This is a genomic window from Streptomyces narbonensis, from assembly GCF_014649015.1.
GTDB classification, from domain to species: Bacteria; Actinomycetota; Actinomycetes; order Streptomycetales; family Streptomycetaceae; genus Streptomyces; species Streptomyces narbonensis.
Genome location: NZ_BMSF01000012.1, coordinates 204885 through 228686 on the forward strand (window position 1 = coordinate 204885; position 23802 = coordinate 228686).

General features: G+C 72.2%; 25 protein-coding genes. 13 read left to right on the forward strand and 12 right to left on the reverse strand.

The genetic code is table 11. The features are described 5' to 3' along the window. Positions 1-136 precede the first annotated feature (136 nt). Positions 137-1141 carry a sphingomyelin phosphodiesterase gene (gene sph, locus IE124_RS23545; RefSeq protein ID WP_189509925.1) on the forward strand — a complete coding sequence of 335 codons (1005 nt, stop codon included), beginning with the start codon at positions 137-139 and terminating at the stop codon, positions 1139-1141. A 72-nt stretch (positions 1142-1213) separates the two neighbouring features. On the opposite strand, the gene IE124_RS23550 is transcribed toward sph, so the two are convergent. Together IE124_RS23550 and IE124_RS23555 are read right to left on the reverse strand one after the other, a co-directional pair. Further along, on the reverse strand, positions 1214-1696 hold the full coding sequence (locus IE124_RS23550) for a hypothetical protein (protein WP_189509926.1): 483 nt from the start codon (positions 1694-1696) through the stop codon (positions 1214-1216). A 93-nt stretch (positions 1697-1789) separates the two neighbouring features. Next, positions 1790-2272, reverse strand: coding sequence for a macro domain-containing protein (locus IE124_RS23555; RefSeq protein ID WP_189509927.1), 483 nt, complete (start codon positions 2270-2272; stop codon positions 1790-1792). Between the two features lie 76 nt (positions 2273-2348). On the opposite strand from IE124_RS23555, the gene IE124_RS23560 reads away from it, so the two are divergent. After that, positions 2349-3077 (forward strand): MerR family transcriptional regulator, encoded by a 729-nt coding sequence (locus IE124_RS23560; RefSeq protein ID WP_189509928.1) that lies wholly within the window; start codon positions 2349-2351, stop codon positions 3075-3077. Here IE124_RS23560 and IE124_RS23565 read toward each other — a convergent pair. From IE124_RS23565 to IE124_RS23580, 4 genes are read right to left on the reverse strand one after another with little or no spacing between them, the layout of a single operon-like run. Beyond that, on the reverse strand, positions 3064-5274 hold the full coding sequence (locus IE124_RS23565; protein ID WP_189509929.1) for a 3-hydroxyacyl-CoA dehydrogenase NAD-binding domain-containing protein: 2211 nt from the start codon (positions 5272-5274) through the stop codon (positions 3064-3066). The genes IE124_RS23560 and IE124_RS23565 overlap by 14 nt on opposite strands. A gap of 47 nt (positions 5275-5321) precedes the next feature. After that, positions 5322-6536 carry an acetyl-CoA C-acetyltransferase gene (locus IE124_RS23570; protein ID WP_189509930.1) on the reverse strand — a complete coding sequence of 405 codons (1215 nt, stop codon included), beginning with the start codon at positions 6534-6536 and terminating at the stop codon, positions 5322-5324. A 45-nt stretch (positions 6537-6581) separates the two neighbouring features. Next, positions 6582-7724 carry an acyl-CoA dehydrogenase family protein gene (locus IE124_RS23575; RefSeq protein ID WP_189509931.1) on the reverse strand — a complete coding sequence of 381 codons (1143 nt, stop codon included), beginning with the start codon at positions 7722-7724 and terminating at the stop codon, positions 6582-6584. Further along, a complete protein-coding gene (locus tag IE124_RS23580; protein WP_189509932.1) occupies positions 7721-8902 on the reverse strand; it encodes a CaiB/BaiF CoA transferase family protein in 1182 nt (393 codons plus the stop codon). Before IE124_RS23580 ends, IE124_RS23575 begins: the two co-directional genes overlap by 4 nt. Positions 8903-9083: 181 nt before the next feature. On the opposite strand from IE124_RS23580, the gene IE124_RS23585 reads away from it, so the two are divergent. Continuing rightward, the gene (locus tag IE124_RS23585; protein ID WP_229832759.1) at positions 9084-10463 is read left to right on the forward strand and encodes a saccharopine dehydrogenase family protein; all 1380 of its coding nucleotides are present in this window, start codon (positions 9084-9086) and stop codon (positions 10461-10463) included. Positions 10464-10493: 30 nt separating this feature from the next. Here IE124_RS23585 and IE124_RS23590 read toward each other — a convergent pair whose 3' ends face one another. Both IE124_RS23590 and IE124_RS23595 read right to left on the reverse strand, forming a co-directional pair. Continuing rightward, the gene (locus tag IE124_RS23590; protein WP_189509933.1) at positions 10494-10865 is read right to left on the reverse strand and encodes a VOC family protein; all 372 of its coding nucleotides are present in this window, start codon (positions 10863-10865) and stop codon (positions 10494-10496) included. Between the two features lie 133 nt (positions 10866-10998). After that, positions 10999-11703 carry an endonuclease V gene (locus IE124_RS23595; RefSeq protein WP_189509934.1) on the reverse strand — a complete coding sequence of 235 codons (705 nt, stop codon included), beginning with the start codon at positions 11701-11703 and terminating at the stop codon, positions 10999-11001. Between the two features lie 235 nt (positions 11704-11938). On the opposite strand from IE124_RS23595, the gene IE124_RS23600 reads away from it, so the two are divergent. Continuing rightward, positions 11939-12238 carry a YciI family protein gene (locus tag IE124_RS23600; RefSeq protein WP_189509935.1) on the forward strand — a complete coding sequence of 100 codons (300 nt, stop codon included), beginning with the start codon at positions 11939-11941 and terminating at the stop codon, positions 12236-12238. Here IE124_RS23600 and IE124_RS23605 read toward each other — a convergent pair. Continuing rightward, positions 12235-13353 (reverse strand): WD40/YVTN/BNR-like repeat-containing protein, encoded by a 1119-nt coding sequence (locus tag IE124_RS23605; RefSeq protein ID WP_189509936.1) that lies wholly within the window; start codon positions 13351-13353, stop codon positions 12235-12237. The genes IE124_RS23600 and IE124_RS23605 overlap by 4 nt on opposite strands. 173 nt (positions 13354-13526) lie before the next feature. Between IE124_RS23605 and IE124_RS23610 the strand changes: the two genes are divergently transcribed. The 3 genes from IE124_RS23610 (at position 13527) to IE124_RS23620 (ending at position 16471) form a co-directional block, all read left to right on the forward strand. After that, the gene (locus IE124_RS23610; protein ID WP_370468807.1) at positions 13527-14039 is read left to right on the forward strand and encodes a (4Fe-4S)-binding protein; all 513 of its coding nucleotides are present in this window, start codon (positions 13527-13529) and stop codon (positions 14037-14039) included. A 142-nt stretch (positions 14040-14181) separates the two neighbouring features. Then, a complete protein-coding gene (ssgD, locus tag IE124_RS23615; protein WP_189509938.1) occupies positions 14182-14598 on the forward strand; it encodes a spore wall synthesis regulator SsgD in 417 nt (138 codons plus the stop codon). Between the two features lie 232 nt (positions 14599-14830). After that, entirely contained in the window at positions 14831-16471 is a 1641-nt protein-coding gene (locus IE124_RS23620) for an ABC-F family ATP-binding cassette domain-containing protein (protein WP_189509939.1), read from the forward strand. Between the two features lie 43 nt (positions 16472-16514). Here IE124_RS23620 and IE124_RS23625 read toward each other — a convergent pair whose 3' ends face one another. Next, positions 16515-16988, reverse strand: a complete 474-nt coding sequence (locus tag IE124_RS23625; RefSeq protein WP_229832761.1) for an ATP-binding protein — start codon at positions 16986-16988, stop codon at positions 16515-16517. Between the two features lie 180 nt (positions 16989-17168). On the opposite strand from IE124_RS23625, the gene IE124_RS23630 reads away from it, so the two are divergent. The 3 genes from IE124_RS23630 to IE124_RS23640 all read left to right on the forward strand — a co-directional run bounded on the left by IE124_RS23630 (position 17169) and on the right by IE124_RS23640 (position 19589). Next, positions 17169-18020 (forward strand): helix-turn-helix domain-containing protein, encoded by an 852-nt coding sequence (locus tag IE124_RS23630; RefSeq protein ID WP_189509940.1) that lies wholly within the window; start codon positions 17169-17171, stop codon positions 18018-18020. A 14-nt stretch (positions 18021-18034) separates the two neighbouring features. Next, positions 18035-18277 carry a hypothetical protein gene (locus IE124_RS23635; RefSeq protein ID WP_189509941.1) on the forward strand — a complete coding sequence of 81 codons (243 nt, stop codon included), beginning with the start codon at positions 18035-18037 and terminating at the stop codon, positions 18275-18277. 337 nt (positions 18278-18614) lie between these two features. Next, the gene (locus tag IE124_RS23640; RefSeq protein WP_125742070.1) at positions 18615-19589 is read left to right on the forward strand and encodes an acyl-ACP desaturase; all 975 of its coding nucleotides are present in this window, start codon (positions 18615-18617) and stop codon (positions 19587-19589) included. Between the two features lie 37 nt (positions 19590-19626). On the opposite strand, the gene IE124_RS23645 is transcribed toward IE124_RS23640, so the two are convergent. After that, the gene (locus IE124_RS23645; protein WP_055640486.1) at positions 19627-19884 is read right to left on the reverse strand and encodes a WhiB family transcriptional regulator; all 258 of its coding nucleotides are present in this window, start codon (positions 19882-19884) and stop codon (positions 19627-19629) included. Between the two features lie 197 nt (positions 19885-20081). Between IE124_RS23645 and IE124_RS23650 the strand changes: the two genes are divergently transcribed. The 3 genes from IE124_RS23650 to IE124_RS23660 all read left to right on the forward strand — a co-directional run bounded on the left by IE124_RS23650 (position 20082) and on the right by IE124_RS23660 (position 22852). Beyond that, entirely contained in the window at positions 20082-20873 is a 792-nt protein-coding gene (locus tag IE124_RS23650) for an IclR family transcriptional regulator (protein ID WP_189509942.1), read from the forward strand. Positions 20874-20940: 67 nt separating this feature from the next. Continuing rightward, positions 20941-21627 carry a TetR/AcrR family transcriptional regulator gene (locus IE124_RS23655; protein WP_189509943.1) on the forward strand — a complete coding sequence of 229 codons (687 nt, stop codon included), beginning with the start codon at positions 20941-20943 and terminating at the stop codon, positions 21625-21627. Between the two features lie 250 nt (positions 21628-21877). Next, a complete protein-coding gene (locus IE124_RS23660; protein WP_189509944.1) occupies positions 21878-22852 on the forward strand; it encodes a DUF11 domain-containing protein in 975 nt (324 codons plus the stop codon). A gap of 1 nt (position 22853) precedes the next feature. On the opposite strand, the gene IE124_RS23665 is transcribed toward IE124_RS23660, so the two are convergent. Continuing rightward, positions 22854-23765, reverse strand: a complete 912-nt coding sequence (locus tag IE124_RS23665; protein ID WP_189509945.1) for an alpha/beta hydrolase — start codon at positions 23763-23765, stop codon at positions 22854-22856. Positions 23766-23802: the final 37 nt, after the last annotated feature.

Here is a 23802-nt window from a genome sequence, read left to right on the forward strand (position 1 = left end):
ATAAGGACAATTCAGACACTGCAACGAGAGTTGGCGCGCTTGTGCGAGATCGGCAAGATTCCCGGCATCCAAAGGCTACCGGAAGGTAACCACGACTGATTGTATGTGCGGCGCCAGGCCAACCCCCCACTCTTCCATGGGAGTTCCCGTGTCCTTCGCCGTGCTCCGCCGCGCCCCCGGCGCGGCCCTTTCGCTCGCGCTCGCCGCCGCCACCCTCGCGGCGACCGCCCCGGCGGCGGGCGCCGCCTCCGCCGGCGCGAACGCCGAGACGCCGCGCCTGAAGGTGCTCTCGTACAACGCGTTCCTCTTCTCCAAGACGCTGTACCCGAACTGGGGACAGGACCACCGGGCCAAGGCGATCCCCGCCGCGTCCTTCTTCCAGGGGCAGGACGTGGTCGTGGTCCAGGAGGCCTTCGACAACTCCTCCTCCGACGCGCTCAAGGCGAACGCCGCCGCGCAGTACCCGCACCAGACGCCGGTCATGGGCCGCTCCAAGACGGGCTGGGACGCCACGAGCGGCGCCTACTCGGCCACCACGCCCGAGGACGGCGGGGTGACGGTCCTGAGCAAGTGGCCGATCGTCCGCAAGGAGCAGTACGTCTACAAGGACGCCTGCGGCGCCGACTGGTACTCGAACAAGGGCTTCGTCTACACCGTCCTGGACGTGAACGGCAGCCGGGTCCACGTCGTCGGCACCCACGCCCAGTCCACCGACCCGGGCTGCTCGGCGGGCGAGGCCGCGCAGATGCGCAGCCGCCAGTTCAAGGCGATGGACGCCTTCCTCGACGCCAAGAACATCCCGGCGAACGAGCAGGTGATCGTCGCGGGCGACATGAACGTCGACTCGCGCACGCCCGAGTACGGCACGATGCTCGCCGACGCCGGGCTGGTCGGGGCCGACGCCCGCACCGGCCACCCGTACTCCTTCGACACCGAGCTGAACTCGATCGCCTCCGAGCGCTACCCGGACGACCCGCGCGAGGACCTCGACTACGTCCTCCACCGCGCCGGGAACACCCGCCCCGCCGGCTGGACCAACCACGTGGTCCTGGAGCAGAGCGCCCCGTGGACGGTCTCCAGCTGGGGCACGCGCTACACGTACACCAACCTCTCCGACCACTACCCGGTCACCGGCTTCTGACAGGCCATAGAGGGGGTGTCCTGCCGATCAGGCCGGATCACGCCGCGAGCCCGGCATGATCGACAAGACACCCTAGTAGCCCCCTCGCCCGAAGAGGCTGTACAGCCAGGCACCGAGGACCCCGGCGACGCAGAGCAGGACGAACCAGGAGCCGGGGCTCGTGTGCCGCGATCTGCGGGGGCGGGAAGGCTTCGCCCGCTTGCCGGGCTTGGCCGCCTTCTCCTTGGGCCGTCCCGCGCGGGACGGCCCGGGGGCCGCGTCGGCGCCGGCGGCGACGTCGGCGAGCAGCCGCCGGCAGACCGTCGCCAGCTCCGCCGTCCCGGCCGTCAGGTCGACCACGATCTCGCTCCGGGCCGGAGCGGTGGTCCCCCCGTCGAGAATCCGCCCGGCGCGCAGCAGCGCCCGGTCCTTGCCCCCGGTCGGGGCGAGACTGATCCAGCGGCGCACGTGCTCCCCCCGGATGACCACACCGCCACCCCGCTCCCGGTACACGGCGTGCTCCCGCCACAGGACTCGGGCCAACTCGTCGGCCGTCTCCCTGAGTTGCACGTACATCTGACTCCCCTGCTGCCGTTCCCCCGATTCGAACAGCCGCCGACTCTAGCCTCCGCCGCCCACTACGTCGGCGATGCCCCGCCCCGACGCCCCTTACGCGTCGAAGTCGTACACGGTGACCGGTATCCCCCGCTCCACCAGCCTGCGGACGACGAGCGGCTCGACCTCGCCCCAGGTCCCGCCCGCCAGCCCGCAGCCGATGCGGGGCATGTGGACGGACGCGCCCAGCTCGGCCGCCTTGTCGCCGAGCAGCCCGAGCGCGGTGTCGATCGCCCCGTACCGCACGGGCACGGCCTGGTTACGGACCCTCCGTATGTCGTGCTGGCCCACGAGGTTGGCCACCCACACATCGGTCTCGACCCTGACGAACTGGGCGGCGCCCAGCCCGAAGTCGTTCCCCGCCCGGTCGCGGTACCACTGCCGGAAGGCCTTCTCCGGCTCGGGCCAGCGGCGGGTGAGGGCGACGACGAAGCCTCTGCCCCAGTGCCCGGCGTCGTTGCAGACGTGGGCGATGATCCGCGCGCCCTCGCCCAGGGGGGCGGTCGCGTCGCCGTGGACGTACGTGATCACGTTCATGTCGATCACGCTACGGGCAGCCACTGACACAGGCCGCGGTCTTTTACACAGCTGGTGAGACAGCAATACTGTCCAAGTGAGCGACGAGGAGCACGAGCCGAGGTATACGGTCGACGAGCTGGCCGCCCGGGCCGGGGTGACGGTGCGGACCGTGCGGTTCTACGGGACGCGGGGGCTGCTGCCGCCGCCCGTCATCGGGGCGCGGCGGGTCGGGCACTACGGGGCCGGGCATCTGGCGCGGCTCGCGCTCATCGAGGAGTTGCAGCGGCAGGGCATGACGCTGGCCGCGATCGAGCGGTACCTGGAGCAGTTGCCGGCCGACCTCAGCGAGCAGGACCTGGCCATCCACCGGGCCCTCGTGGCCTCCTGGGCGCCCGAGTCCGCCGAGGAGATCACGCTGCGCGAGCTGGAACGGCGGGCCGGGCGTGCGCTCACCGGGCAGGACGTCGAGCGGCTCGCCGCGATGGGTGTGCTGGAGCCGATCGAGGGGCGGGAGGCCTTCCGGCTCGACGGGACGCTGCTGCGGCTCGGGGTCGAGCTGCTGGACGTGCCGATCGAGCACGAGACGATCCTCGCCTCCCGCACCGTGCTCGTGGAGCACGCGCGCTCCGCCGCCCAGGAGCTCTCCCGGCTCTTCCGGGACGAGGTGTGGAACCCGTACCGCGAGAGCGCCGAGGACCCGGACCACCTGAGCGCCATGCGTTCGCTCTCGGCCCATATGCAGCCGATGGTGGTCCAGGCCCTGGTCACGGCCTTCCAGCGCTCGCTCCGCGAGGAGCTGCGCGCCGCGTTCAGGAGTCGGTGAAGACCTCGCCGCGGTCGGCCTTCTCGACGAGGAGCGCCGGGGGCTCGAAGCGCTCGCCGTACGTCGCGGCCAGTTCGCGCGCGCGTGCCGTGAAGCCGGCGACACCCCCCTCGTAGCCGTTGATGTACTGGAGCACGCCGCCGGTCCAGGCCGGGAAGCCGATGCCCATGATGGAGCCGATGTTGGCGTCGGCGACGGAGGTCAGGACGCCCTCCTCCAGGAGCCGGACGGTGTCCAGCGCCTCGGAGAACAGCATCCGCTCCTGCATGTCGCGGAAGGGGATCTCGTGTCCCGGCTTCGTGCTGTGCCGGCCCGGGGGACGACCCCCGGAACCCCCGAAGTGCTCGCGCAGACCGGGCCAGAGCCTGCCGCGCTTGCCGTCCTCCGCGTAGTCGTAGAAGCCCGCGCCGCCGCTGCGCCCGGGGCGGCCGAACTCGTCGACCATGCGGTCGATCACGGCCTCGCCCGGGTGGGTGGTCCAGACGCCGCCGGCCTCCTCGATCGCCCGCCGGCTCTCGTTGCGGATCTTGCGGGGCAGGGTCAGGGTCAGCTCGTCCATGAGGGAGAGGACCTTCGCCGGGTAACCGGCCTGGGCCGCGGCCTGCTCGATCGAGGCGGGCTCGATGCCCTCGCCGACCATGGCGACGCCCTCGTTGATGAAGTGGCCGATCACCCGCGAGGTGAAGAAGCCGCGCGAGTCGTTGACGACGATCGGCGTCTTGTTGATCTGCCGGACCAGGTCGAAGGCGCGGGCGAGGGCCTCGTCGCCGGTGCGCTCGCCCTTGATGATCTCGACGAGCGGCATCTTGTCGACGGGCGAGAAGAAGTGCAGGCCGATGAAGTCGGCCTGCCGCTCGACGCCCTCGGCGAGGACGGAGATCGGCAGGGTCGAGGTGTTGGAGCAGAGCAGCGCGTCGGGGGCGACGACGCCCTGGATCTCCTGGAAGACCTTGTGCTTGAGCGAGGTGTCCTCGAAGACCGCCTCGATCACGGCGTCGCAGCCGGCCAGGGCCTGGACGTCGGAGGTCGCGGTGATGCGGGCGAGGAGCGCGTCGGCCTTCTCCTGGGTGGTGCGGCCCCGGGCGACGGCCTTGGCGCAGAGCTTCTCGGAGTACGCCTTGCCCTTCGCCGCCGACTCGTCGGAGACGTCCTTGAGGACGACCTCGATGCCCGCGCGGGCGCAGGAGTACGCGATGCCGGCGCCCATCATGCCGGCGCCGAGGACGGCGACCTTGCGGACCTGCCGCTTCTCGACGTCCTTCGGGCGGCTCGCGCCCGAGTTCACGGCCTGGAGGTCGAAGAAGAACGCCTGGATCATGTTCTTCGCGGTCTGCCCGGTGACCAGCTCGGTGAAGTACCGGCTCTCGATGGTGCTCGCGGTCGCGAAGTCGACCTGCGAGCCCTCGACGGCGGCGGCCATGATGGCGCGGGGCGCCGGGTAGGGCGCGCCGTTCAGCTGCTTGCGCAGGTTGGCGGGGAAGGCCGGCAGGTTGGCGGCGAACTTCGGGTTCGACGGGGTGCCGCCGGGAATCCGGTGGCCGGGGACGTCCCAGGGCTGCGCGGACTCGGGGTGCGTATCGATGAAGGCGATGGCCTTGGCCATCATCTCCTCGGGGGTGGCGGCGACCTCGTGGACGAGGCCGTTGTCGAGGGCGCGCTTCGGGGTGTACTGGGTGCCCTGGAGCAGCACCTTGAGCAGGGCGTCGGTGATGCCCATGAGGCGTACGGTGCGGGTGACGCCGCCGCCGCCCGGCAGCAGGCCGAGGGTGACCTCGGGGAGGCCGATCTTCGAGCCGGGGGCGTCGAGGGCGACGCGGTGGTGGGAGGCGAGCGCGATCTCGTAGCCGCCGCCGAGGGCCGCGCCGTTGAGGGCGGCGACGACGGGCTTGCCGAGGGTTTCGATGCGGCGCAGCGCGTTCTTCATCTCCAGGGCGCCCTCGAAGATGTCCCGGGCGTGCTCGGGGCCCGCCTGGACCATGTCCTTGAGGTCGCCGCCCGCGAAGAAGGTCTTCTTCGCGGAGGTGTAGATGACGCCGCGGACGGAGTCCCGCTCGGCCTCCAGGCGGTCGGCGATCGCGATGATCGAGGCCCGGAAGGCCTGGTTCATGGTGTTGGCGGACTGGTTCGGGTCGTCGAGGACGAGGGTGACGATCCCGGTCGCGTCCTGCTCCCAGCGGATGGTGGTGCTCTCGCTCATGTCTCTGCTTCTCCGTGGATCCGTGAAGAGGGGTTCGGACGGGACCGTCAGACGCGCTCGACGATGGTGGCGATGCCCATGCCGCCGCCCACGCAGAGGGTGGCCAGGCCGTAGCGCTTGTCCTGGCGCTCCAGCTCGTCGACGAGGGTGCCGAGGATCATCGCGCCGGTGGCGCCGAGCGGGTGACCGAGGGCGATGGCGCCGCCGTTGACGTTGACCTTGTCCAGCGAGAGGCCCATGTCCTTGACGAAGCGCAGGACGACGGCCGCGAAGGCCTCGTTGATCTCGACCAGGTCGATGTCGTCGATGGTGAGGCCGGCCTTGGCGAGGGCCTTGCGGGTGGCCGGGGCGGGGCCGGTGAGCATGATGGTCGGCTCGGAGCCGGAGACGGCGGCCGAGACGATCCGGGCGCGCGGGGTCAGTCCGTACCGCTCGCCGACCTCCTTCGAGCCGATGGCGACGAGGGAGGCGCCGTCGACGATGCCGGAGGAGTTGCCCGCGTGGTGGACGTGGTCGATCTCCTCGACCCAGTGGTACTTCTGCAGGGCGACGGCGTCGAAGCCGCCCAGCTCGCCGATGTCGGCGAAGGAGGGCTTGAGGCGGGCGAGGGAGTCGGCGGTGGTGCCGGGGCGCAGGAACTCGTCGTGATCGAGGACGGTCAGTCCGGCGCGGTCCTTGACGGGGATGATCGACCGGGCGAAGCGGCCGTCCTTGACGGCGGCGGCGGCGCGCTCCTGGGAGAGGGCCGCGTACTCGTCGACGTCGCGGCGGCTGAAGCCCTCGATGGTGGCGATGAGGTCGGCGCCGATGCCCTGCGGGACGAAGTTCGTCTCCAGGTTGGTCATCGGGTCGGCGAACCAGGCGCCGCCGTCGGAGGCCATCGGCACCCGCGACATGGACTCGACGCCGCCGGCGAGGACGAGGTCCTCCCAGCCTGAGCGGACCTTCATCGCGGCCATGTTGACCGCTTCGAGGCCGGAGGCACAGAAGCGGTTCTCCTGGACGCCGGCGACGGTGTCGGGGAGACCGGCGGCGATGCCGGCGATCCGGGCGATGTCGGATCCCTGGTCGCCGACCGGGCCGACGACGCCGAGGACGATGTCGTCGATGGCCGCCGGGTCGAGCTCGGGGTGGCGGGCCTGGATCTCCCTGATGAGGCCGACGACCAGGTCGATCGGCTTGGTGCCGTGCAGGGAGCCGTTGGCCTTGCCGCGTCCGCGCGGGGTGCGGATCGCGTCGTACACGTACGCTTCGGTGCTCACGTAAAGCCTTTCGCGATGAGGGTGGTCGAGCGGGAGGGGACGACGTCAGCCGAGGAGGGAACGGCCGATGATCTCCTTCATGATCTCGGTGGTGCCGCCGTAGATGGTCTGGATCCGGCCGTCGGTGTAGGCGCGCGCGACCGGGAATTCGCTCATGTAGCCGTATCCGCCGTGCAGTTGCAGACAGCGGTCGGCGACGCGCTTCTGCAGCTCGGTCGCCCACCACTTGGCCATGGAGGCGTGGACAGCGTCCAGGGCGCCGCTCGCGTGCTCCTCGATGCAGCGGTCGACGAAGGTCCGGGTGACGGCGCACTCGGTGGCCATCTCGGCGATCTCGAAGCGGACGTGCTGGAGCTTGGCGAGCGGCCGGCCGAAGGCCTCGCGCTCCTTGACGTACCGGCTGGTGATCTCCAGGAGGTGCTCGGCGCCGGCGATGCCGGCGACGGCGATGGCCAGGCGCTCCTGGGCGAGGTTGGTCATCAGGTGCAGGAAGGCGCCGTTGAGCTCGCCGAGCAGGTTCTCCTTGGGGACGCGGACGTCGTGGAAGAAGAGCTCGGCGGTGTCCTGGGACTTCTGGCCGATCTTGTCGAGGTTCCGGCCGCGCTCGAAGCCCTCGGCGCCGCGCTCCACAACGAGGAGGGAGAGGCCGTGCGCGCCGCCCTCCGGGGTGGTGCGGGCGACGACGATCACGAGGTCGGCCAGGATGCCGTTGGAGATGAAGGTCTTGGAGCCGTTGAGGATCCAGTGGTCGCCGTGGTCCTCGGCGGTGGTGCGGATGCCCTGGAGGTCGGAGCCCGCGCCGGGTTCGGTCATGGCGATGGCGGTGACGGTCTCGCCGGAGCAGAAACCGGGCAGCCAGCGTCGCTTCTGCTCGTCGGTGGCGAGCGAGGTGAGGTACGGGCCGATGATGTCGTTGTGCAGGCCGATGGCGAGTCCGGGCGCGCCGGCCCGGGTGAACTCCTCGGCGAGGACGGCTCCGTAGCGGAAGTCGGGGGTGCCCCCGCCGCCGTACTCCTCGTCGACGGCGAGCCCGAGCAGCCCCTGCCTTCCGGCGGCGAGCCAGACCTCGCGCGAGACGACGCCGTCCTTCTCCCACTGCTCGTAGTGCGGCAGCACCTCCTTCTCCAGGAAGGTGCGGACGGTCGCCCGGAAGGCCTCGTGGTCGGCGGTGTAGAGCTGACGCTTCATGCTTCGGTCTCCTGGGTCGGAGTCGGGGGCGGAGTCGGAGTCGGGAGCGCTTTTCCGAGCGCCGGTACGGCCCAGTCGTGGGCGACCTCGGCGGTGTCGGCACCGGGCAGGGCGGGGCCCGTGCGGAGCGTGCCGGGGGTGACGGAGAAGCGGGGTGCGGGGGCGGGCTGGGTGAGGCCGGAGTGCTCGGTGAAGGTGCCGCGGGCCGCGAGGTGCGGGTGGGCGGGTGCCTCGCGGAGCGAGAGGACCGGCGCGACGCAGGCGTCGGTGCCCTCGAAGACGGACGTCCACTCCTGGCGCGTACGGCTCCGGAAACGCTCGGCGACGGCCGCGCGCAGTTCGGGCCAGCGGGCGAGGTCGCCGCGCAGGGCGGCGGCCTCCTCGATGCCGAGGAGGCGGGCGAACTCCGCGTAGAACTGCCCTTCCAGGGCGCCGACAGCCATGTGGCCGCCGTCGGAGGTCTCGTAGACGCCGTAGAAGGGGCAGCCGCCGTCGAGGAGGTTGACTCCCCTGCGGTCCTGCCAGCCGCCGGCCGCGAGCATGCCGTGGATCATGGTGGTGAGGTGGGCGGTGCCGTCGACGATGGCGGCGTCGACGACCTGGCCCTCGCCGTGCGTCCGCGCGTGCTGGAGGGCCGCCAGGACGCCGATGACGAGGTAGAGGGAGCCGCCCGCGTAGTCGCCGACGAGGTTGGCGGGGACGGTGGGCGGGCCGTCCGGGTCGGGGCCGATCATGCCGAGGGCGCCGGTGATCGCGATGTACCCGACGTCGTGCCCCGCGGTCGTGGCGAGCGGCCCGTCCTGACCCCAGCCGGTCATCCGGCCGTAGACGAGCCGGGGGTTGCGGGCGAGGCAGGGCTCGGGGCCGACGCCGAGGCGTTCGGCGACCCCCGGGCGGTAGCCCTCGACGAGGACGTCGGCGCGTGCGACGAGGTCGAGCACGGTGGCGGGGCCGTCCTCGGCCTTGAGGTCGACGAGGACGGAGCGCTTGTTGCGGTTGGTGAGGTCGCGGGCCGGGTCGATGCCGAGGCCGGCGCCGCCGGGGCGGTCGACGCGCACGACGTCGGCGCCGAGGTCGGCCAGGAGCATGGCGGCGAAGGGGCCGGGGCCGATGCCGGCGAGTTCGACCACGCGCACCCCGGCGAGCGGGCCGTTCCGGGCGGTGTGCGTCGTGCTCATCGAGCCCCCAGGAGTGTGTGACACCAATGATGTAACACCGGAGATGCTAGGAACGTGTTCCACTCGGCACAAGCCCCCCGGCCGAGCAAGCGCTTGGAAATCACGTCGGCGCTGCGTTCCGCTATTCTCCGCCGACGACAACCGCGCGCGGCGCCGCGGTACGGCCGAAATGAGGGGCTGGATGGAGACAGGGGCGGGCACGGGACGCGAGGCCGGGTCGGGACCGGGCGGCACGTCGGACGGCGCGGGAGCGGAGGACGGCGCGCGGGCGGACGGCGGCGCACGGGCGGACGGCGGCGCACCGGCGGAGGGCGTCACGTCGGCTGAGGGCGTCACGTCGGCTGAGGGCCTCGGGCCTGCCGGGGACGGCTCGCCTGCCGGGGACGGCGCTCGCCGGCGCTATGACGTCGTGCTCTTCGGGGCGACCGGCTTCGTGGGCGCGCTCACCGCCGAGTACCTGGCCGAGCACGCCCCCGCGGAGTGCCGCTGGGCGCTCGCGGGGCGGAGTCGCACCGGGCTCGAAGCCCTGCGCGAGCGCCTCGCCGCCCGGTGGCCGCACTGCGCGGAGCTGCCGCTGATCGTCGCCGACGCCGACGATCAGGACGCGCTGCGCGCGCTCGCCGAGTCCGCCCGGGTGGTGGCGACGACCGTCGGCCCCTACGTCTGGTACGGGGAGGGGCTGGTCGCCGCCTGCGCGGAGGCGGGGACGGACTGTGTGGACCTCACCGGCGAGGCCGAGTTCGTGGACCTCATGTACGTACGGCACGACGCGCGCGCCCGCGAGACCGGGGCCCGGATCGTGCACGCCTGCGGCTTCGACTCCGTCCCGCACGACCTGGGCGCGTACTTCACCGTGCAGCAGCTCCCGGAGGACGTACCGCTCCGCGTCGACGGCTTCGTGCGGGTCGGGGCCACCTTCTCCGGCGGCACCTTCGCCTCGGCGCTGACCGCGCTCGGCCGGGGCCGGCAGGTCCTGGAGGCCGCCCGCGAGCGGCGGCTGTACGCGCCGAGGCTGGTGGGGCGGCGGGCCCGCGCGCCGCTGGCCAGCCCCCGCTTCAGCCGGGAGACGGGCACCTGGGCCCTGCCGCTGCCGACCCTCGACCCGCAGGTCGTGGCCCGCTCGGCCGCCGCCCTCGACCGGTACGGGCCGGACTTCCGCTACCGCCACTACGCCTCCGTGAAGACGCTCCCGATGGCCCTCGGCGGCACGGCGGCCGTCGGTGCCGGCGTGGCGGCGGCCCAACTGCCGCCCGTGCGGCGCTGGCTGATGGACCGTTACCGACCGGGCCAGGGGCCGTCGGAGGAGCGGCGCGCCCGAAGCTGGTTCTCGGTGCGGTTCGTCGGCGAGGGCGGCGGGCGGCGGGTGTTCACCGAGGTGTCGGGCGGCGACCCGGGGTACGACGAGACGGCCAAGATGCTCGCCGAGTCGGCGCTCTGCCTGGCCTTCGACGCGCTGCCGAAGACGGCGGGCCAGGTGACGACGGCGGTCGCGATGGGCGACGCGCTGATCGAGCGGCTCCGCGCGGCGGGCATCGGCTTCCGGGTGGCGCACCGGGGGTGATCCGCGCAGCGGATCGGGGCGCGGCCGGCCTCAGAACCGCACGAGACGGAAGGGGTGACCGGCAGGGTCGGCATAGACACGCCAGGCCGCGTCACCGCCTCCGTCGCCGAGCGGTACGGCCCCGAGCGCGAGGACGGCCTCATGGGCGGTGCCCAGGTCCTCGACCCGCACGTCGAGGTGGAACTGCTGCTCGGGCGCACCCCAGACGGGCGGCCGGTGGTCCGCCACGCTCTGGAAGGCGAGGACCGGTCCGCGCTCGCCCCGCAGCACGGCGGAACCCTCACCGACGGCCCACCGGGCTTCCGGACTCTCCACCTGACCGCCTATCAACTCCCGGTAGAACTCCGCGAGTTCCCGGGCGTCCGGACAATCGAGCACAAGGCTCCGCAGCCGCCCGATCACACCGGGGTCCGGACGACGAGGACGTACAGGGAAAGGGGTGTTGTCATGAACCCCACTATGCCGGGCCGTGTCGGGGCCGACATCCGTACACATACTCAGAACCGCCTGAGGTACTCGACCCCACGCGCCTAGGTCACGGGAGTTGTGGTCCGCCGAGCGCCTCCTTCAGGGCGCGGCGGCAGAGCGAGTCGGCGTGGCGGGTGGTCTCGGGGATGCGGTAGCGCGGGGCGAGGTGGAGGGTGTGGGCGCAGGTGTTGGCGAGGGAGACCCGATGGCCGACGGAGACGAAGACCGGCTTCACCCCGGACTGGGTGCGCAGGGCCCGGCCCACCTCCTCGCCTTCGGCCAGGAGCGGGGCGAAGTCGCCGCGAGCGGCGCCGGGTTGCTCGTACGTGAAGGTGAAGGGGTTCTTGGCGACGCCGATGGACGGACGCCCGGTGAGCACCCCGAGGTGGCTCGCGAGTCCGAAGCGGCGCGGGTGGGCGAGGCCGTAGCCGTCGCAGACGAGCAGGCCCGGGTCGGCGGTCAGGGAGTCGAGCGCGGCGAGCACGGTCGGGATCTCCCGGAAGGCGAGGAGCCCCGGGACGTAGGGGAAGGAGACGTGGCCGACGGCCGTGGCCTCTTCGACCACGTCGAGGGTGCGGGCGTCGAGGACGACGGCCGCGGCGGCGACGAGGTCGCGCTCGTCGTCGTAGGCCACGTCGAGCCCGGTGACGTGCCCTTCGCCGACGGCCGGTCCCGGCTCGTCGAGCACGATCCGCCCGCGCAGCTCCCGCTGGACGTCCCGCGCGGTGTCCTCGTCGGCGGGCCAGCCCGCCGGAATGCCGATGATCGTCATAGTGCGGGCCACCCTACGGTCCCCCAGCGTCGGGCCCTTTCCGGTTTCCCATTCCGGTTCCTCTTCCGGTCCCGTATATGTTCGGCTTCCGGTCCCTCTTCAGGTCCCGTATCCGTTGGGCTTCCGGTCCCTCTTCAGGTCCCGTATCCGGTCGGCTTCCGGTCGGGTCCGGCCGCCGTTCCGAGGTTGGGGACGGCCCGTCGGCGCGGGCCGGGCGGCCGGTAGCCTGGCGATCATGTTCGTACTGGAATTGACCTACACCGCGCCCGTCGAGCGGGTCGACGCGCTGCTCGACGCGCACGTCGAGTGGCTCGACGCCCAGTACGCCGCCGGGGTCTTCCTCGCCTCGGGGCGGAAGAACCCGCGCGACGGCGGCGTGATCCTGGCCGCCGGGGTCGGCCGCGCGGAGATCGAGGAGATCACGGCGGCCGACCCGTTCAGCACCGAGGGCGTGTGCGCGTACCGGATCACGGAGTTCTACGCGACCAAGACGGCCGACGGGATCGCCGCGTACCGGGAGCAGCTGCCCTCCTAGCTCCGACCGAAGCCCGGGCCGAGACCGTGGCCGAGGCCGCGGTCGAGGCGGGCGATGCGGCCCTTCTCGCCGGAGGCCCAGCACGAGCCGTCGTTCGTGCAGGCCACCGTGTCGTACGAGCCGGTGTCGAGCGTGCGCCAGGTGCGGCCGCCGTCGGTCGTCAGGTCCGTGCCGGTCGGGCCGACGGCCAGCGCGGCCGACTTGCTGTGCGGGAGCCAGGCGACTCCGGAGCGGTAGGCCGGCGGGGCCGCGTCGGATGCCCGCCAGGTGCGGCCCCCGTCCCGGGTGACGGCGCCGGCCTGCGGCGACGCCTGGTCCTTGCGGTAGTCGCCGCCGACCGCGATGCCGTGCGTGCGGTCGCGGAAGGCGAGTCCGAAGACGCCCCTTGCCGGGTCCCCGGCGGGGATCGGCGTGGCGGTCGCGGTCCAGGTGAGGCCGCGGTCGGCGGAGTGGAGGACGCGGGCCGTGGCGCCGCCGCCCGTCGCGAGCCAGACGTCCCGGGGTCCGGAGGACACCAGGCACTGGCCGCTCGCGGCGAAGCCGGCCTCGCCGGGGAGCGCGTCCGGCATCCCCGCGTTCGGCAGCACCCGCCAGGAGCGGCCGCCGTCGCTGGTGGAGAGGATGCGGTACTTCCCGTCGACGGGGTCGCTCATGGCGAGCCCGTGCCGCCGGTCGAAGAAGGTGACGCAGTCGTAGAAGGCGCGCGGGTCGGTGTTCCGGAAGGACTCGGTCCAGGTGACGCCGCCGTCCTCGGTGCGCAGCAGGCGCGAGGCCTCGCCCTCGCCGATGGCGAGGACCACGGCCCGGCGGGCGTCGAAGGCCTCCACATCGCGGAACTCGAGCTCGCCCGCGCCGGGGGGCGAGACGTTTCGCCAGCTTCGGCCGCCGTCCGTGGTGCGCAGCACCGTTCCCTTGGAGCCCGCGGCCCAGGCGGTCCTGCGGTCGACCGCCGCGAGCCCGCGGAAGCGGGCGTCGGTGCCGGTCGGTGTCAGTTGCCAGCCGGCCGCGGCCGTGGGGGTCTCCCCGGCGCGCGCCGGGGCCGCCAGGCTCAGCGCGAGCGCCGCCCCGATCAGCCCCACCGACATCGTTCGTCTCGTCTTCCCCATGGACGTCATGGCGCCGGAAGCTAGTGCCCCGGGGCGGTCCCCGTCCAGGGTGCGTCCCCCGGGTGCGGTCCGGGGTGCGACCCCAGCCGGGCGTTCCTAGGCTGAGTGGCATGAGCGATCGTACGGACGAGCGCGCGCCGGGCGAGGAGCAGGCCGGACTCGAAGGCGAGCCCCGGCCGGAGGTGCATTCCGGGCTCGAAGGGGAGCCGCGACCGGAGAGGAATTCCGGGCTCGAAGGAAAGCCCGAGCTAGAAGGGAAGCCGAAGCTCAAGGAGTACGACGGCGAGGGCATCACCGTCACTTTCGAGCCACGCCGCTGTCTGCACGCGGCCGAGTGCGTACGCGGCCTGCCCCAGGTCTTCGATCTGTCCCGGCGCCCGTGGGTGATGCCCGACGCCGCCGAGCCCGGCCTCGTCGCCGAGGTGATCCGCCGCTGCCCCTCGGGGGCGCTCCAGTACCACCACCGCCCGGCGGAGACGGCCGCCGCCGAACCCCCGGACTCCCCCGTCTCCGTGCGCCGCACCCCCTCCGGCCAGCTCGTTCTGCGCGGGGACCTGCTCGTGGCCGGCTCGTACGGGGAGCGGCACGAGACCCGGGTGATGCTGTGCGGCTGCGGCGCCTCCGCGAATCAGCCGTACTGCGACCACTCCGGCCCCTGCGCCGAGCCGGACGACGACGACGCGGAGCGGCGCTGACCTCGGACGCCCCCACGCGGTGACGCAGGTCACGTGGTCACCGAGTGCACGTTCCGGCCGCACCGCTCGTCTTCCCTTGTGTGAGGTGCCCCGGTGTCGGGGAGACGCACAGGATCCGCAGCCCGCGCGAGAGGAGCCGGTCTTGCCCGCCGTCATCGAGCAGTCCGTCCAGGCCCGTCTGGTCGCATCCGCCCCCCGAATGGAGACGGTCCCCGCCACCCTGCGGTACGACCGCCAGGACCCGTACGCCGTGAGCATGGCCTTCCCGCCTCCGGCGACCCTGGAGGGCGTCGAGGTCTCCTGGGCCTTCGCCCGTGAACTGCTCGTCCAGGGCGTCGACCGCCCGGCGGGGGTCGGCGACGTCCGCCTGCGGCCGTACGGGTACGACCGTACGGTGGTCGAGTTCCACGCCCCGGAGGGAGTCGCGATGGTGCACGTCCGGACCTCGGAACTGCGCCGCTTCCTGGCCCGCTCGGAGCACCTGGTGCCAGCCGGGAGCGAGCGCGACTACCTGGACTGGGACCACGACCTGGCGGAGCTGCTGCGCGAGCGCCCGTAATTCGTTTGCCCCCTCCCGGCCCACGCCGTACGGTCGTACCTGACCTTGTTGTCGTTGATCGGAGAAGGACGTTGCTCGTCTGAGGTTGCGAGACACCGTGCCGCGCGTGCCCCCTTAGTGCCGCGTGTGCCGTTCTCGACCTCGGCGTACGAGCCGTTCTTTCGACAGCCCGCGCCCCGGTGTCTCTCGCGTCGCCCATTCACGCTCGCGCTCGCGCAACCGGGAGGCCTCCATGGCGCATCACCCCACTTTTCTCACCTGCTCCTCTCTCTCCTTCTCGTGGCCCGACGGCACCGAGGTCCTCGACGACTTCCGTCTCACGGTCGGCCCCGGCCGCACCGGACTCATCGGGCTCAACGGCTCCGGCAAGTCGACCCTGCTGAAACTCCTCGCGGGAGAACTGACCCCGACGGAGGGGACGGTGCGCGTCACGGGCGAGCTCGGCTACCTGCCGCAGAACGTGGTCCTGGACACCTCGCGCCGGGTCGACGAGATCCTCGGCATCGCGGCGAAGCGGGCCGCGCTGCACGCCATCGAGGCGGGTGATCCCGCCGAGGAGCACTTCACCGCACTCGCCGACGACTGGGACGTCGAGGAGCGGGCCCGCGCCACCCTCGACCAGCTGGGGCTCTCCGGCGTCGGTCTCGACCGGACCGTCGGCGAGGTCTCGGGCGGCGAGTCCGTCCTGTTGCGCCTCGCGGCGCTGCTGCTCGCCCGCCCCGACGTCCTGCTGCTCGACGAGCCGACGAACAATCTGGACCGTCATGCCCGCGCCCGTCTGTACGAGGCGGTGGAGGGCTGGTCCGGGGTCCTGGTCGTGGTCAGCCACGACCGTGAACTCCTGGAGCGCGTCGACCAGATCGCCGACCTCCGGGACGGCGAGGTCACCTGGTACGGCGGCAACTGGTCCGCGTACGAGACGGCGCTCGCCGCCGAACAGGAGGCGGCGGAGCGGATGGTGCGGGTCGCGGAGGCCGACGTCCAGCGGCAGAAGCGGGAACTCGCCGACAGTCACATGAAGTCGGCCCGCCGGAAGCGGTACGGGCAGAAGAGCTTCGAGAACAAGGTCGCGTCGAAGCTCGTGGCCAACGCGAACAAGCGGGACGCGCAGGTCACGGCCGGCAAGCAGACGACCCTGCACTCGGAGCGCCTCTCCGAGGCGAGGGAGCGGCTCGACGCGGCGGTGGAGGCGGTACGGGACGACGACGAGATCCGCGTCGAACTGCCCCGCACCTCGGTGCCGCCAGGCCGCGAGGTCCTGTTCCTGCGCGACCTGGACCTGCGCTACGGGGCCGGGGTCGACGGCGAGTTCGCGCTGCGCGGCCCGGAGCGGATCGCGCTCGTCGGCCGGAACGGCGCCGGCAAGACGACGCTGCTCCGGACGATCGCGGGAGAGTTGGAGCCCCTGTCGGGCGAGGTGGACCCGCGGGTGCCGCTCCGCTTCCTGCCGCAGCGGCTCGACGTCCTCGACGACGGGCTGAGTGTGGTGGAGAACGTGGCCCGCTTCGCGCCCACGGCGACGGGGAACGCGATCAGGGCGCGGCTGGCGAGGTTTCTCTTCCGGGGAGCGCGGGCGGATCAGCTCGTGGGCACCCTCTCGGGCGGGGAGCGGTTCCGGGCGACGCTCGCGGCGCTGCTCCTGGCGGAGCCGGCTCCGCAGCTGCTGATGCTGGACGAGCCCACGAACAACCTGGACATGGCGTCGGTCCGGAAGCTGACGGCGGCCCTCGACGCGTACGAGGGGGCACTGATCGTGGCGAGCCACGACGTGACGTTCCTGGAGTCGCTGGGCATCACGCGCTGGCTGCTGCTCGACGGTGAGCTGCGGCCGACGACGGCGGAAGAGGTCCGGGGAGTGACGTCGAAGGGTTAGGGCGCCGGGACGGGGCGCACCGTGGAGGCGGGGCGTTGATGTCTCAACGATGGAGTAAGGCCCAGGACTTGGTGCCGCCGCCCGGTGTCAGTACGGGGGCGAGGCCCCAGTCGCCTCCGTGCGCGTCGACCGCCGCGGCCAGCAGCCACATGCTGCGGCTGCGGCGGTCGCGGCATTCCTCGGCGGCGACGGGCGCGGAGTGGGCCGGGTGCTGGTCGAAGAGCACGATCCGCAGCGCCTCGTACTGCCAGCGGACGCGCAGGATCATCTCGCGGTCGGGTGTGAAGCGGTATGCGGCGGCGACCAGTTCCGAGGTGGCGAGCGCGGCGGTCTCGCAGAGCTCGGAGAGACCGTGCCGGGTGAGGAGCGTACTGACCGACTCACGGGCGAGTCCGGCGCAGTAGGCGCCTCCGGGGAGGAGCATCGAGTAGCTGAGGTTCTCCGTGGCGGGAGGTATGGGGCCGGCCGCGACGGCGGACGGGAGGCAACGCAGTGCGCCCTTCATCGGGTTGCTCACATTTCTTGCGCATTGGGGGGGTACGCACACACGGGTCGGTCGCCCCGTGTGAGACTTGCGCTACCGACCGTAGCGCACAAGCGGAGCACAGTGCTACTACTTGCGGGTAGTCGTGCCATTCCGGCCGAAACGGCATCCGTGGGGGTCGCCGACGTCACGCAACGCAAGGGGAGATCGAGCGTGCCACCCAGGAGCAGCCCGACCGCGCGACAGCAGCGCCTCGGGAGCGAACTGCGCAGACTGCGCGAACAGTCGGGCATGTCGGCGCAGCAGGCCGCCGCCCTCCTGGGCGTCGACCGCACCCGTATCCCCAACATCGAGTCGGGCCGCTTCGGCATCAGCGCCGAGCGCGTCCGCACCCTCGCCTTCAACTACGGCTGTCCCGACACGGCACTCGTCGACCTCCTCGCCGGCATCGCGCAGGAGCGGGACCGGGGCTGGTGGGAGGAGCACCGCGGCCTGCTGCCGCCCGCACTCATCGACATCGCCGAACTGGAGTTCCACGCCTCGGAGTTGCAGAGCGCCGTCACCACCCACATCCCGGGCCTCCTGCAGACCGAGGAGCACGCGCGGGCCGTCTTCGACACCGCCGTCCCGCTCCTGCCGGGCCCCGACCTGGAGGCCCGCCTCGCCCTGCGGCTGCGCCGTCAGGAGGTGCTGGACCGGGACCGGCCCGTGCTGTACGAGGTCGTGATCCACGAGGCGGCGCTGCGCATGCAGTTCGGCGGGCCGAAGGTCGCGCGCGCCCAGTTGGAGCACATCCTGGCGTGCTCCGAGCGGGACACCCTGACCGTCCGCGTCATCCCCTTCACCGCGGGGGGTTTCCCGGGCGCGGGCCAGTCGTTCACCTATGTGTCCGCGCCCGTGCCGCAGCTCGACACCGTGCAGCTCGACTCCTCCCACGGATCGATCCTCCTCGACGCCGACATGCAGCTCCGCCGCTACCGGGGGCTCCTAAACCGGCTGCGCGGGCTCGCCCTGACCACGACCGACTCGCGCGCGTTCATACGCGCCATCGCCCAGGATCTGTGAAGGACCGCCCCACCATGAACGTCACCACCACCCCCCACACCACCGCCCGCACCACCGCTCCGGCTGCCGTCGACATCGACTGGAACGAGGCCTTCTGCAGCGAGGGCGCGAACTGCTTCCGGTTCGGCCTCGACGACTCCGGCCGGGCCTACATCGGCTCGACCCTCACCCCCGGCGAGTACGTCAGCGACTCGGTGGAGGCGCTCCGCGCCCTGATCTCCGCGGTGAAGGCAGGCGCGGCCGACCACCTGCTCTGAACCGTCCACCCGACGCCCGTCCTGGACCGTCCACCCCGACGTCCGCCCTGGACCGTCCACCCCGACGTCCGCCCTCGACCGTCCACCCCGACGTCCGCCCTGAACCCTCCGCTCCGCATCGTCTGCTCTGCGTAGCCGACCCGACGGCGCGAAAGGGCCGATCCGGACGTGACCTGCGTCTCCAGCACCCCGGCGGAGCAGCACACATAACGGAACGTAATCGGACATCGTCCGAACGGGCTTGGCCGACGCCTTACGGAGCCTTAACCTACGGTCTCGTAACCTACGAATCCGTAGGTATTCCCTTATGCCCTTCTCTCCGTCCCCAGGAGTCCCCGTGACGCTCACCTCTCCCCACCTCGGCAGCTCGGCGGAGTGGACCGACGCGCGCCTGCTCTACGCGCTGGAAGAGGTCGTGGAGAAGGAGCTCAACCGGCACCTGAAGGTCACCAAGGACTGGATGCCGCACGAGTACGTGCCGTGGTCCGACGGCCGGAACTTCCCGGGCTTCTTCGAGGACGGCGAGGCCTGGGACCCCAAGCAGTCCAAGGTCACCGAGATCGGCAAGATCGCCCTCGTGGTCAACCTGCTCACCGAGGACAACCTCCCGAGCTACCACCACGAGATCGCCAGCCTCTTCGGCCGTGACGGTGCCTGGGGCACCTGGGTGCACCGCTGGACCGCCGAGGAGGGCCGCCACGGCATCGTGATGCGCGACTACCTCCTGGCCTCGCGCGCCGTCGACCCGGACAAGCTGGAGCAGTTCCGGATGTCGCACATGAGCGAGGGCTTCGAGTCCGACAACCGGCACTCGATGCTGCACTCCGTGGCGTACGTCGCATTCCAGGAGCTCGCGACCCGCATCTCGCACCGGAACACCGGCCACCAGTCGGGCGACCCGGTCTGCGACCGGATGCTCTCGCGTATCGCCACCGACGAGAACCTGCACATGGTCTTCTACCGGAACCTGCTGGGCGCGGCCTTCGAGCTCGCCCCGGACCTGACCATGATGGCCGTGCGGGACGTGGTCGTGAACTTCCGGATGCCCGGACACGGCATGCCGGGCTTCGAGCGGGCCGCGGCGCAGATGGCGATCGGCGAGATCTACAACATGCGCATCCACCACGACGACGTGCTCCAGCCCGTCCTGCGCTTCCTCAAGGTCCTGCAGATCGAGGGGCTCGGCCCGGAGGGCCTCCAGGCCCAGGACGAGCTGGGTCTGTACATGAACGGCCTGGACAGCGAGGCCTCCAAGTTCGACGAGAAGCTCGCGGCCCGCAAGGCCCGCATGGCGGCCCGCGCCGCCGGCTGATCCACGCTGCGGCGCCCCGGGGAGGAGCGCGTGCGGCTCAGCGACGGCCCTGCTGCCGCTTGAGCCGCACGCGCTCCTTCTCGGAGAGCCCGCCCCACACCCCGAACCGCTCGTCGTGGTCCATCGCGTACTCCAGGCACGCCACGCGTCCCTCGCACGCCCCGCACAGCTGCTTGGCCTCGCGCGTCGACGAGCCGGGGGCCGGGAAGAAGAACTCCGGGCCCGCCTGGGCGCACAGGGCGTTCTCACGCCAGGAGAAGTCGGGAGCGGTCAGCACGTCGGTATCCGTCTGCATGACCGACACGTTGCCTGCCGGGCGTAAACGAGCCATCAACGTTCGATCAATGGCGTATACGCGCGATCAATGGACTACGCGCGGCAGCGGACCCGCGGCCGTCGATGAACAAAGTGTTTCCGACCCGTCGGGCCACCCGATTCGGCTCCCGTCATGTGGCAGCGTGGGAGCCCGATCACCCACGGGGAGCGAACCCTATGACGACCGAGGCCGGCATCGTCCGACCCCCGGCCGGCGCCCAGGCGGTCCGCCGCGCGCTGGACGTGCTGCACTGTTTCCACGACAACGGCCCCGATCTGAGCGCCTCCGACCTCGCGCGCCGGCTCGGGCTCGCCACCTCCACGGCGCACCGGCTGGCGCGGACCCTGCTCGGCTCGGGCTTCCTGGAGCAGGACGCGCGGACCGCCCGCTACCGGCTCGGCCCGGCGATGACGGAGCTGGGACGTCTCGCCTACCACCAGCGGGGGCTGCACCTGGCCACGCCCGAGCTCGCCGATCTGGCCCGCCGGACGGGCGGCACCGCCGACCTGGCGCTGCGCAGCGGCCCGCACGTGGTGATCGTGGCGGGCGGTTCGGTGACACCGAGAGTCGGTCTGCGGAGGCCCCTGCACTCCACGGCCCTCGGGAAGGTGCTGCTCGCCTGGCCGCGCAGGGCCGAGGACGAAGCCCGCGCCCTGCCGGCGCCGACCGTTCTCACCGACCGGCCCCTCTCCGGCCCTTCCTCCCTGACACCCGAGCTGGCGCGCGTACAGGAGGCGGGATACGCCCTCGACGACGGCGAGTCGGCCCACGGGGTGCGGACCGTGGCCGTACCGGTCCTGGAGCGGGCGGGACACGCGCGGTTCGCGCTCGCGGTCCGCGCGGCGCCGGAGCTGATCACCGAAGGGCGGCTCGGCTGGTACCTGGCGCAGGCACAGGAGTGTGCCAGGGCGCTGGAGGTCCTCCTGCTCACCCCGGCGGAACGGCGCGACCCCCGGGGACGGGCCTGACGATTCCGGCGGCGCGACCGGACGGAGGGAGATTTCCGCACGGTCGTGCGTTCAGTACGATGAGGGCATGAGCGGCAGCACCGGAAGCGGCACCACGGGTACCGGCACCGACACCAAGACGGACGGACGCGTCGAGCGCGGCAACCAGACGCGGCGCCTCGTGCTCGGCCGGACCATGGACATCGCGTCCGTCGAGGGGCTCGAAGGCCTGTCCCTGGGCCGGATCGCGACCGAGCTGGAGCTCAGCAAGAGCGGCGTCTTCGCCCTCTTCGGCTCCAAGGAGGAACTCCAGCTCGCCACCGTCAGGGCCGCCGTCGCCGTCTTCGCCGAACAGGTCGTCACGCCGCTGAAGGACGTGCCCCCGGGAGCGGAGCGCGTACGCACGCTGTGCCGGAACTGGCTCACGTACTCCTCGGACCGCGTCTTCTCGGGCGGCTGCTTCTTCTACGCGGTCTCGGCCGAGTTCGACGCCCGTACGGGTCCGGTCCACGACGCGGTGGCCCGGACGCGCCTCGACTGGACCGCGTACATGGAGCGGACCCTTTCGGAGGCCCGCGCGGTGGGGGACTTCCCGGAGGACCTGGACGTGGAGCAGCTGGCCTTCGAGGTGATCGCCCTCATGGAGGCGGCCAACGCCCAGTCCGTGCTGCTCGGCGACACCCGCGCGTACGGCCGCGCGGAGCGGGGCATCACGACCCGGCTGCGGTCCGCGGCCACGGACCGGGGCCGCGCGGCACTCGCCGAACAGGCCTGAGCCCCTCCGCCTTCTCGCCCCAAGAGTCTTTCCTCTCACGTCCCGCCGGTCTCCGCACTACGGACCGTCCACCCGACTCCCGCCCGGGAACTGATCAGGTGAAGCCCGGGTGTCGTTCACGCGTCCACGCCGGGGCGCGCCCCCATGGTGAGCGCGTCGGCCGGAGCCCTCGGCGATCCCGCCCGCGGTCCGGTCCGCCCCGTGAGAGGAGCGCGTATGTCCGTCTCGGACACCCGTCCCGGCGCCCGCCGTGGGCAACGCGGTATCCGTGGCGGGCGGTGTCTTCCACAGTGTCGCGGCCCGCAGTGACGGCTCCGTCCGCGCCTGGGGCACGGGAGCGCAGCTGGGCGACGGCGTCGGCGCTCAGCAGACGACTCCCGTACCGGTCTGCGCGGTCGCGCACATCGCCCCCTGTACCGCGTTCCTCTCGGGCGTGAAGTCCGTGGCGGCAGGGGCGTTCCACAGCCTCGCGGCACGCGGTGACGGAACCGCCGTCGCCTGGGGCGACAACGACCAGGGGCAGCTCGGCATCGGGCACAACCTCGACCGGTCCGTACCGATCCAGGTGTGCGCGCCGGGCGGCTGCGCGGGAGTCCTGACGGGTGTCACCGCCGTCGCCTCGGGCTCCGGGAGTCTGCACAGCCTCGCGCTTCGCTCCGACGGCACGGTCCGCGCCTGGGGACGCAACACCTTCGGCCAGCTCGGCGACGGCACCAAGACCGGGCGCAACGAGCCCGTCCGGGTCTGCGCCCAGGGCCAGACCGCGCCCTGCACACGGTTCCTCGAAGGCGCCACGACGATCGCCGTCGGCGACGAGCACAGCCTCAGTGTGGTCCGACCGTCGGCCGACCTGGCGACGTCGATCGCGGCGAGCCCCGAGCCGGTCGCCAACGGCGGGACGCTGACCTACACCGTGCGCGTCCACAACTACGGTCCGACCGCCGCGGAGAACGTGGTCCTCACTAGCCCGCTGCACGCCTCTGTGCGCTACGCCTCCGCGAGCCCCACCACGGGACACTGCGATACCCCGCCGACCGGCACCACGGATACCGTGACCTGCTCGTTCGGCACGCTGCCCAGGGGCGGGGCCGCCACCGTCACGATCGCGGTGAAGGTCCGGTCGGCCGCTGGCGAGACCGTCACCGACTTCGCCTCCGCGACCAGCGACACTCCCCACCCCCGGTTCGGCAACAACTCGGCCGTGATCACCACGCCCGTGAGCTGACTCAGCCTGTCGCGATCCCGCTGCCGGGCACCGCGACCGCCGGTTCCGGCACGGATCCGGCGGTCACGAACTCCACCGCCTCGGCCACCACCCCCGGGTCCGTCAGGATGCGGCGGTGGCCGAGGCCGCGGGTGACGACGAGCCGGGCCCGGTCGCCGTGGGCGCGGGCCAGTCGGCGCCCCTGGACGACGGGGACCATGTCGTCGTCCTCGTCGTGGAACAGCAGGACGGGGAGGTCGAGTCCGGCCGCCGCCTCCTCGGCGTCGAACCGGTCCCAGATGCCGGGCTCGCCGGGCGCGATCCGTCGCTCGACGTACGCGCGCATGCGCCGGACCACCAGGTCGGACACGCCGAAGCCGGCCCGGAAGCCCGCGAGCAGCATGGTGAAGGAGCCGACTCCGCCGAGCCCCACGAGGCGGCCGGCGCGCACGCCACCGTGAACGCCGTCGCGGAGGGCGAGGTGGGTGGCGAGGACGCCGAAGGAGTGGGCGACGACGGCCTCGAAGTCCCCGTGCCTGGCGTGCAACTCCCTGATGACGTCCCGGTATTCGATGATGTTGCTCGCCGCGCCCGGGGACTCGCCGTGGCCCGGAGCGTCGAAGGCGACCGGGCTGTAGCCGCGTTCGAGCAGGGCCTCGGCGAAGGCGGTGAGCCGTGAGGCGCGCGAGGACCAGCCGTGGACGAGCAGGACCGGGCGGCGCCCGTCACCCCAGGCGTACGTGACGACGTCCTTGCCCCGGACGCGGAGTCGTCCCGTACGGGCGGCGTCGAAGAGCGCCTGCTCCTCCGGCCGTGGCCGGGCCCGGCCGAGCGGGCGGACGAAGAGGTGGAAGGCGGCGCGGCCGGCGGGTCCGGGGGCGACGCGGGCGGCGGTGTTCAGGACGGTACGGACGAGCGGAGCCATCGGGTACATGCCGGATCTCCTCGGTCGGCCTGGATACGAGAAAATG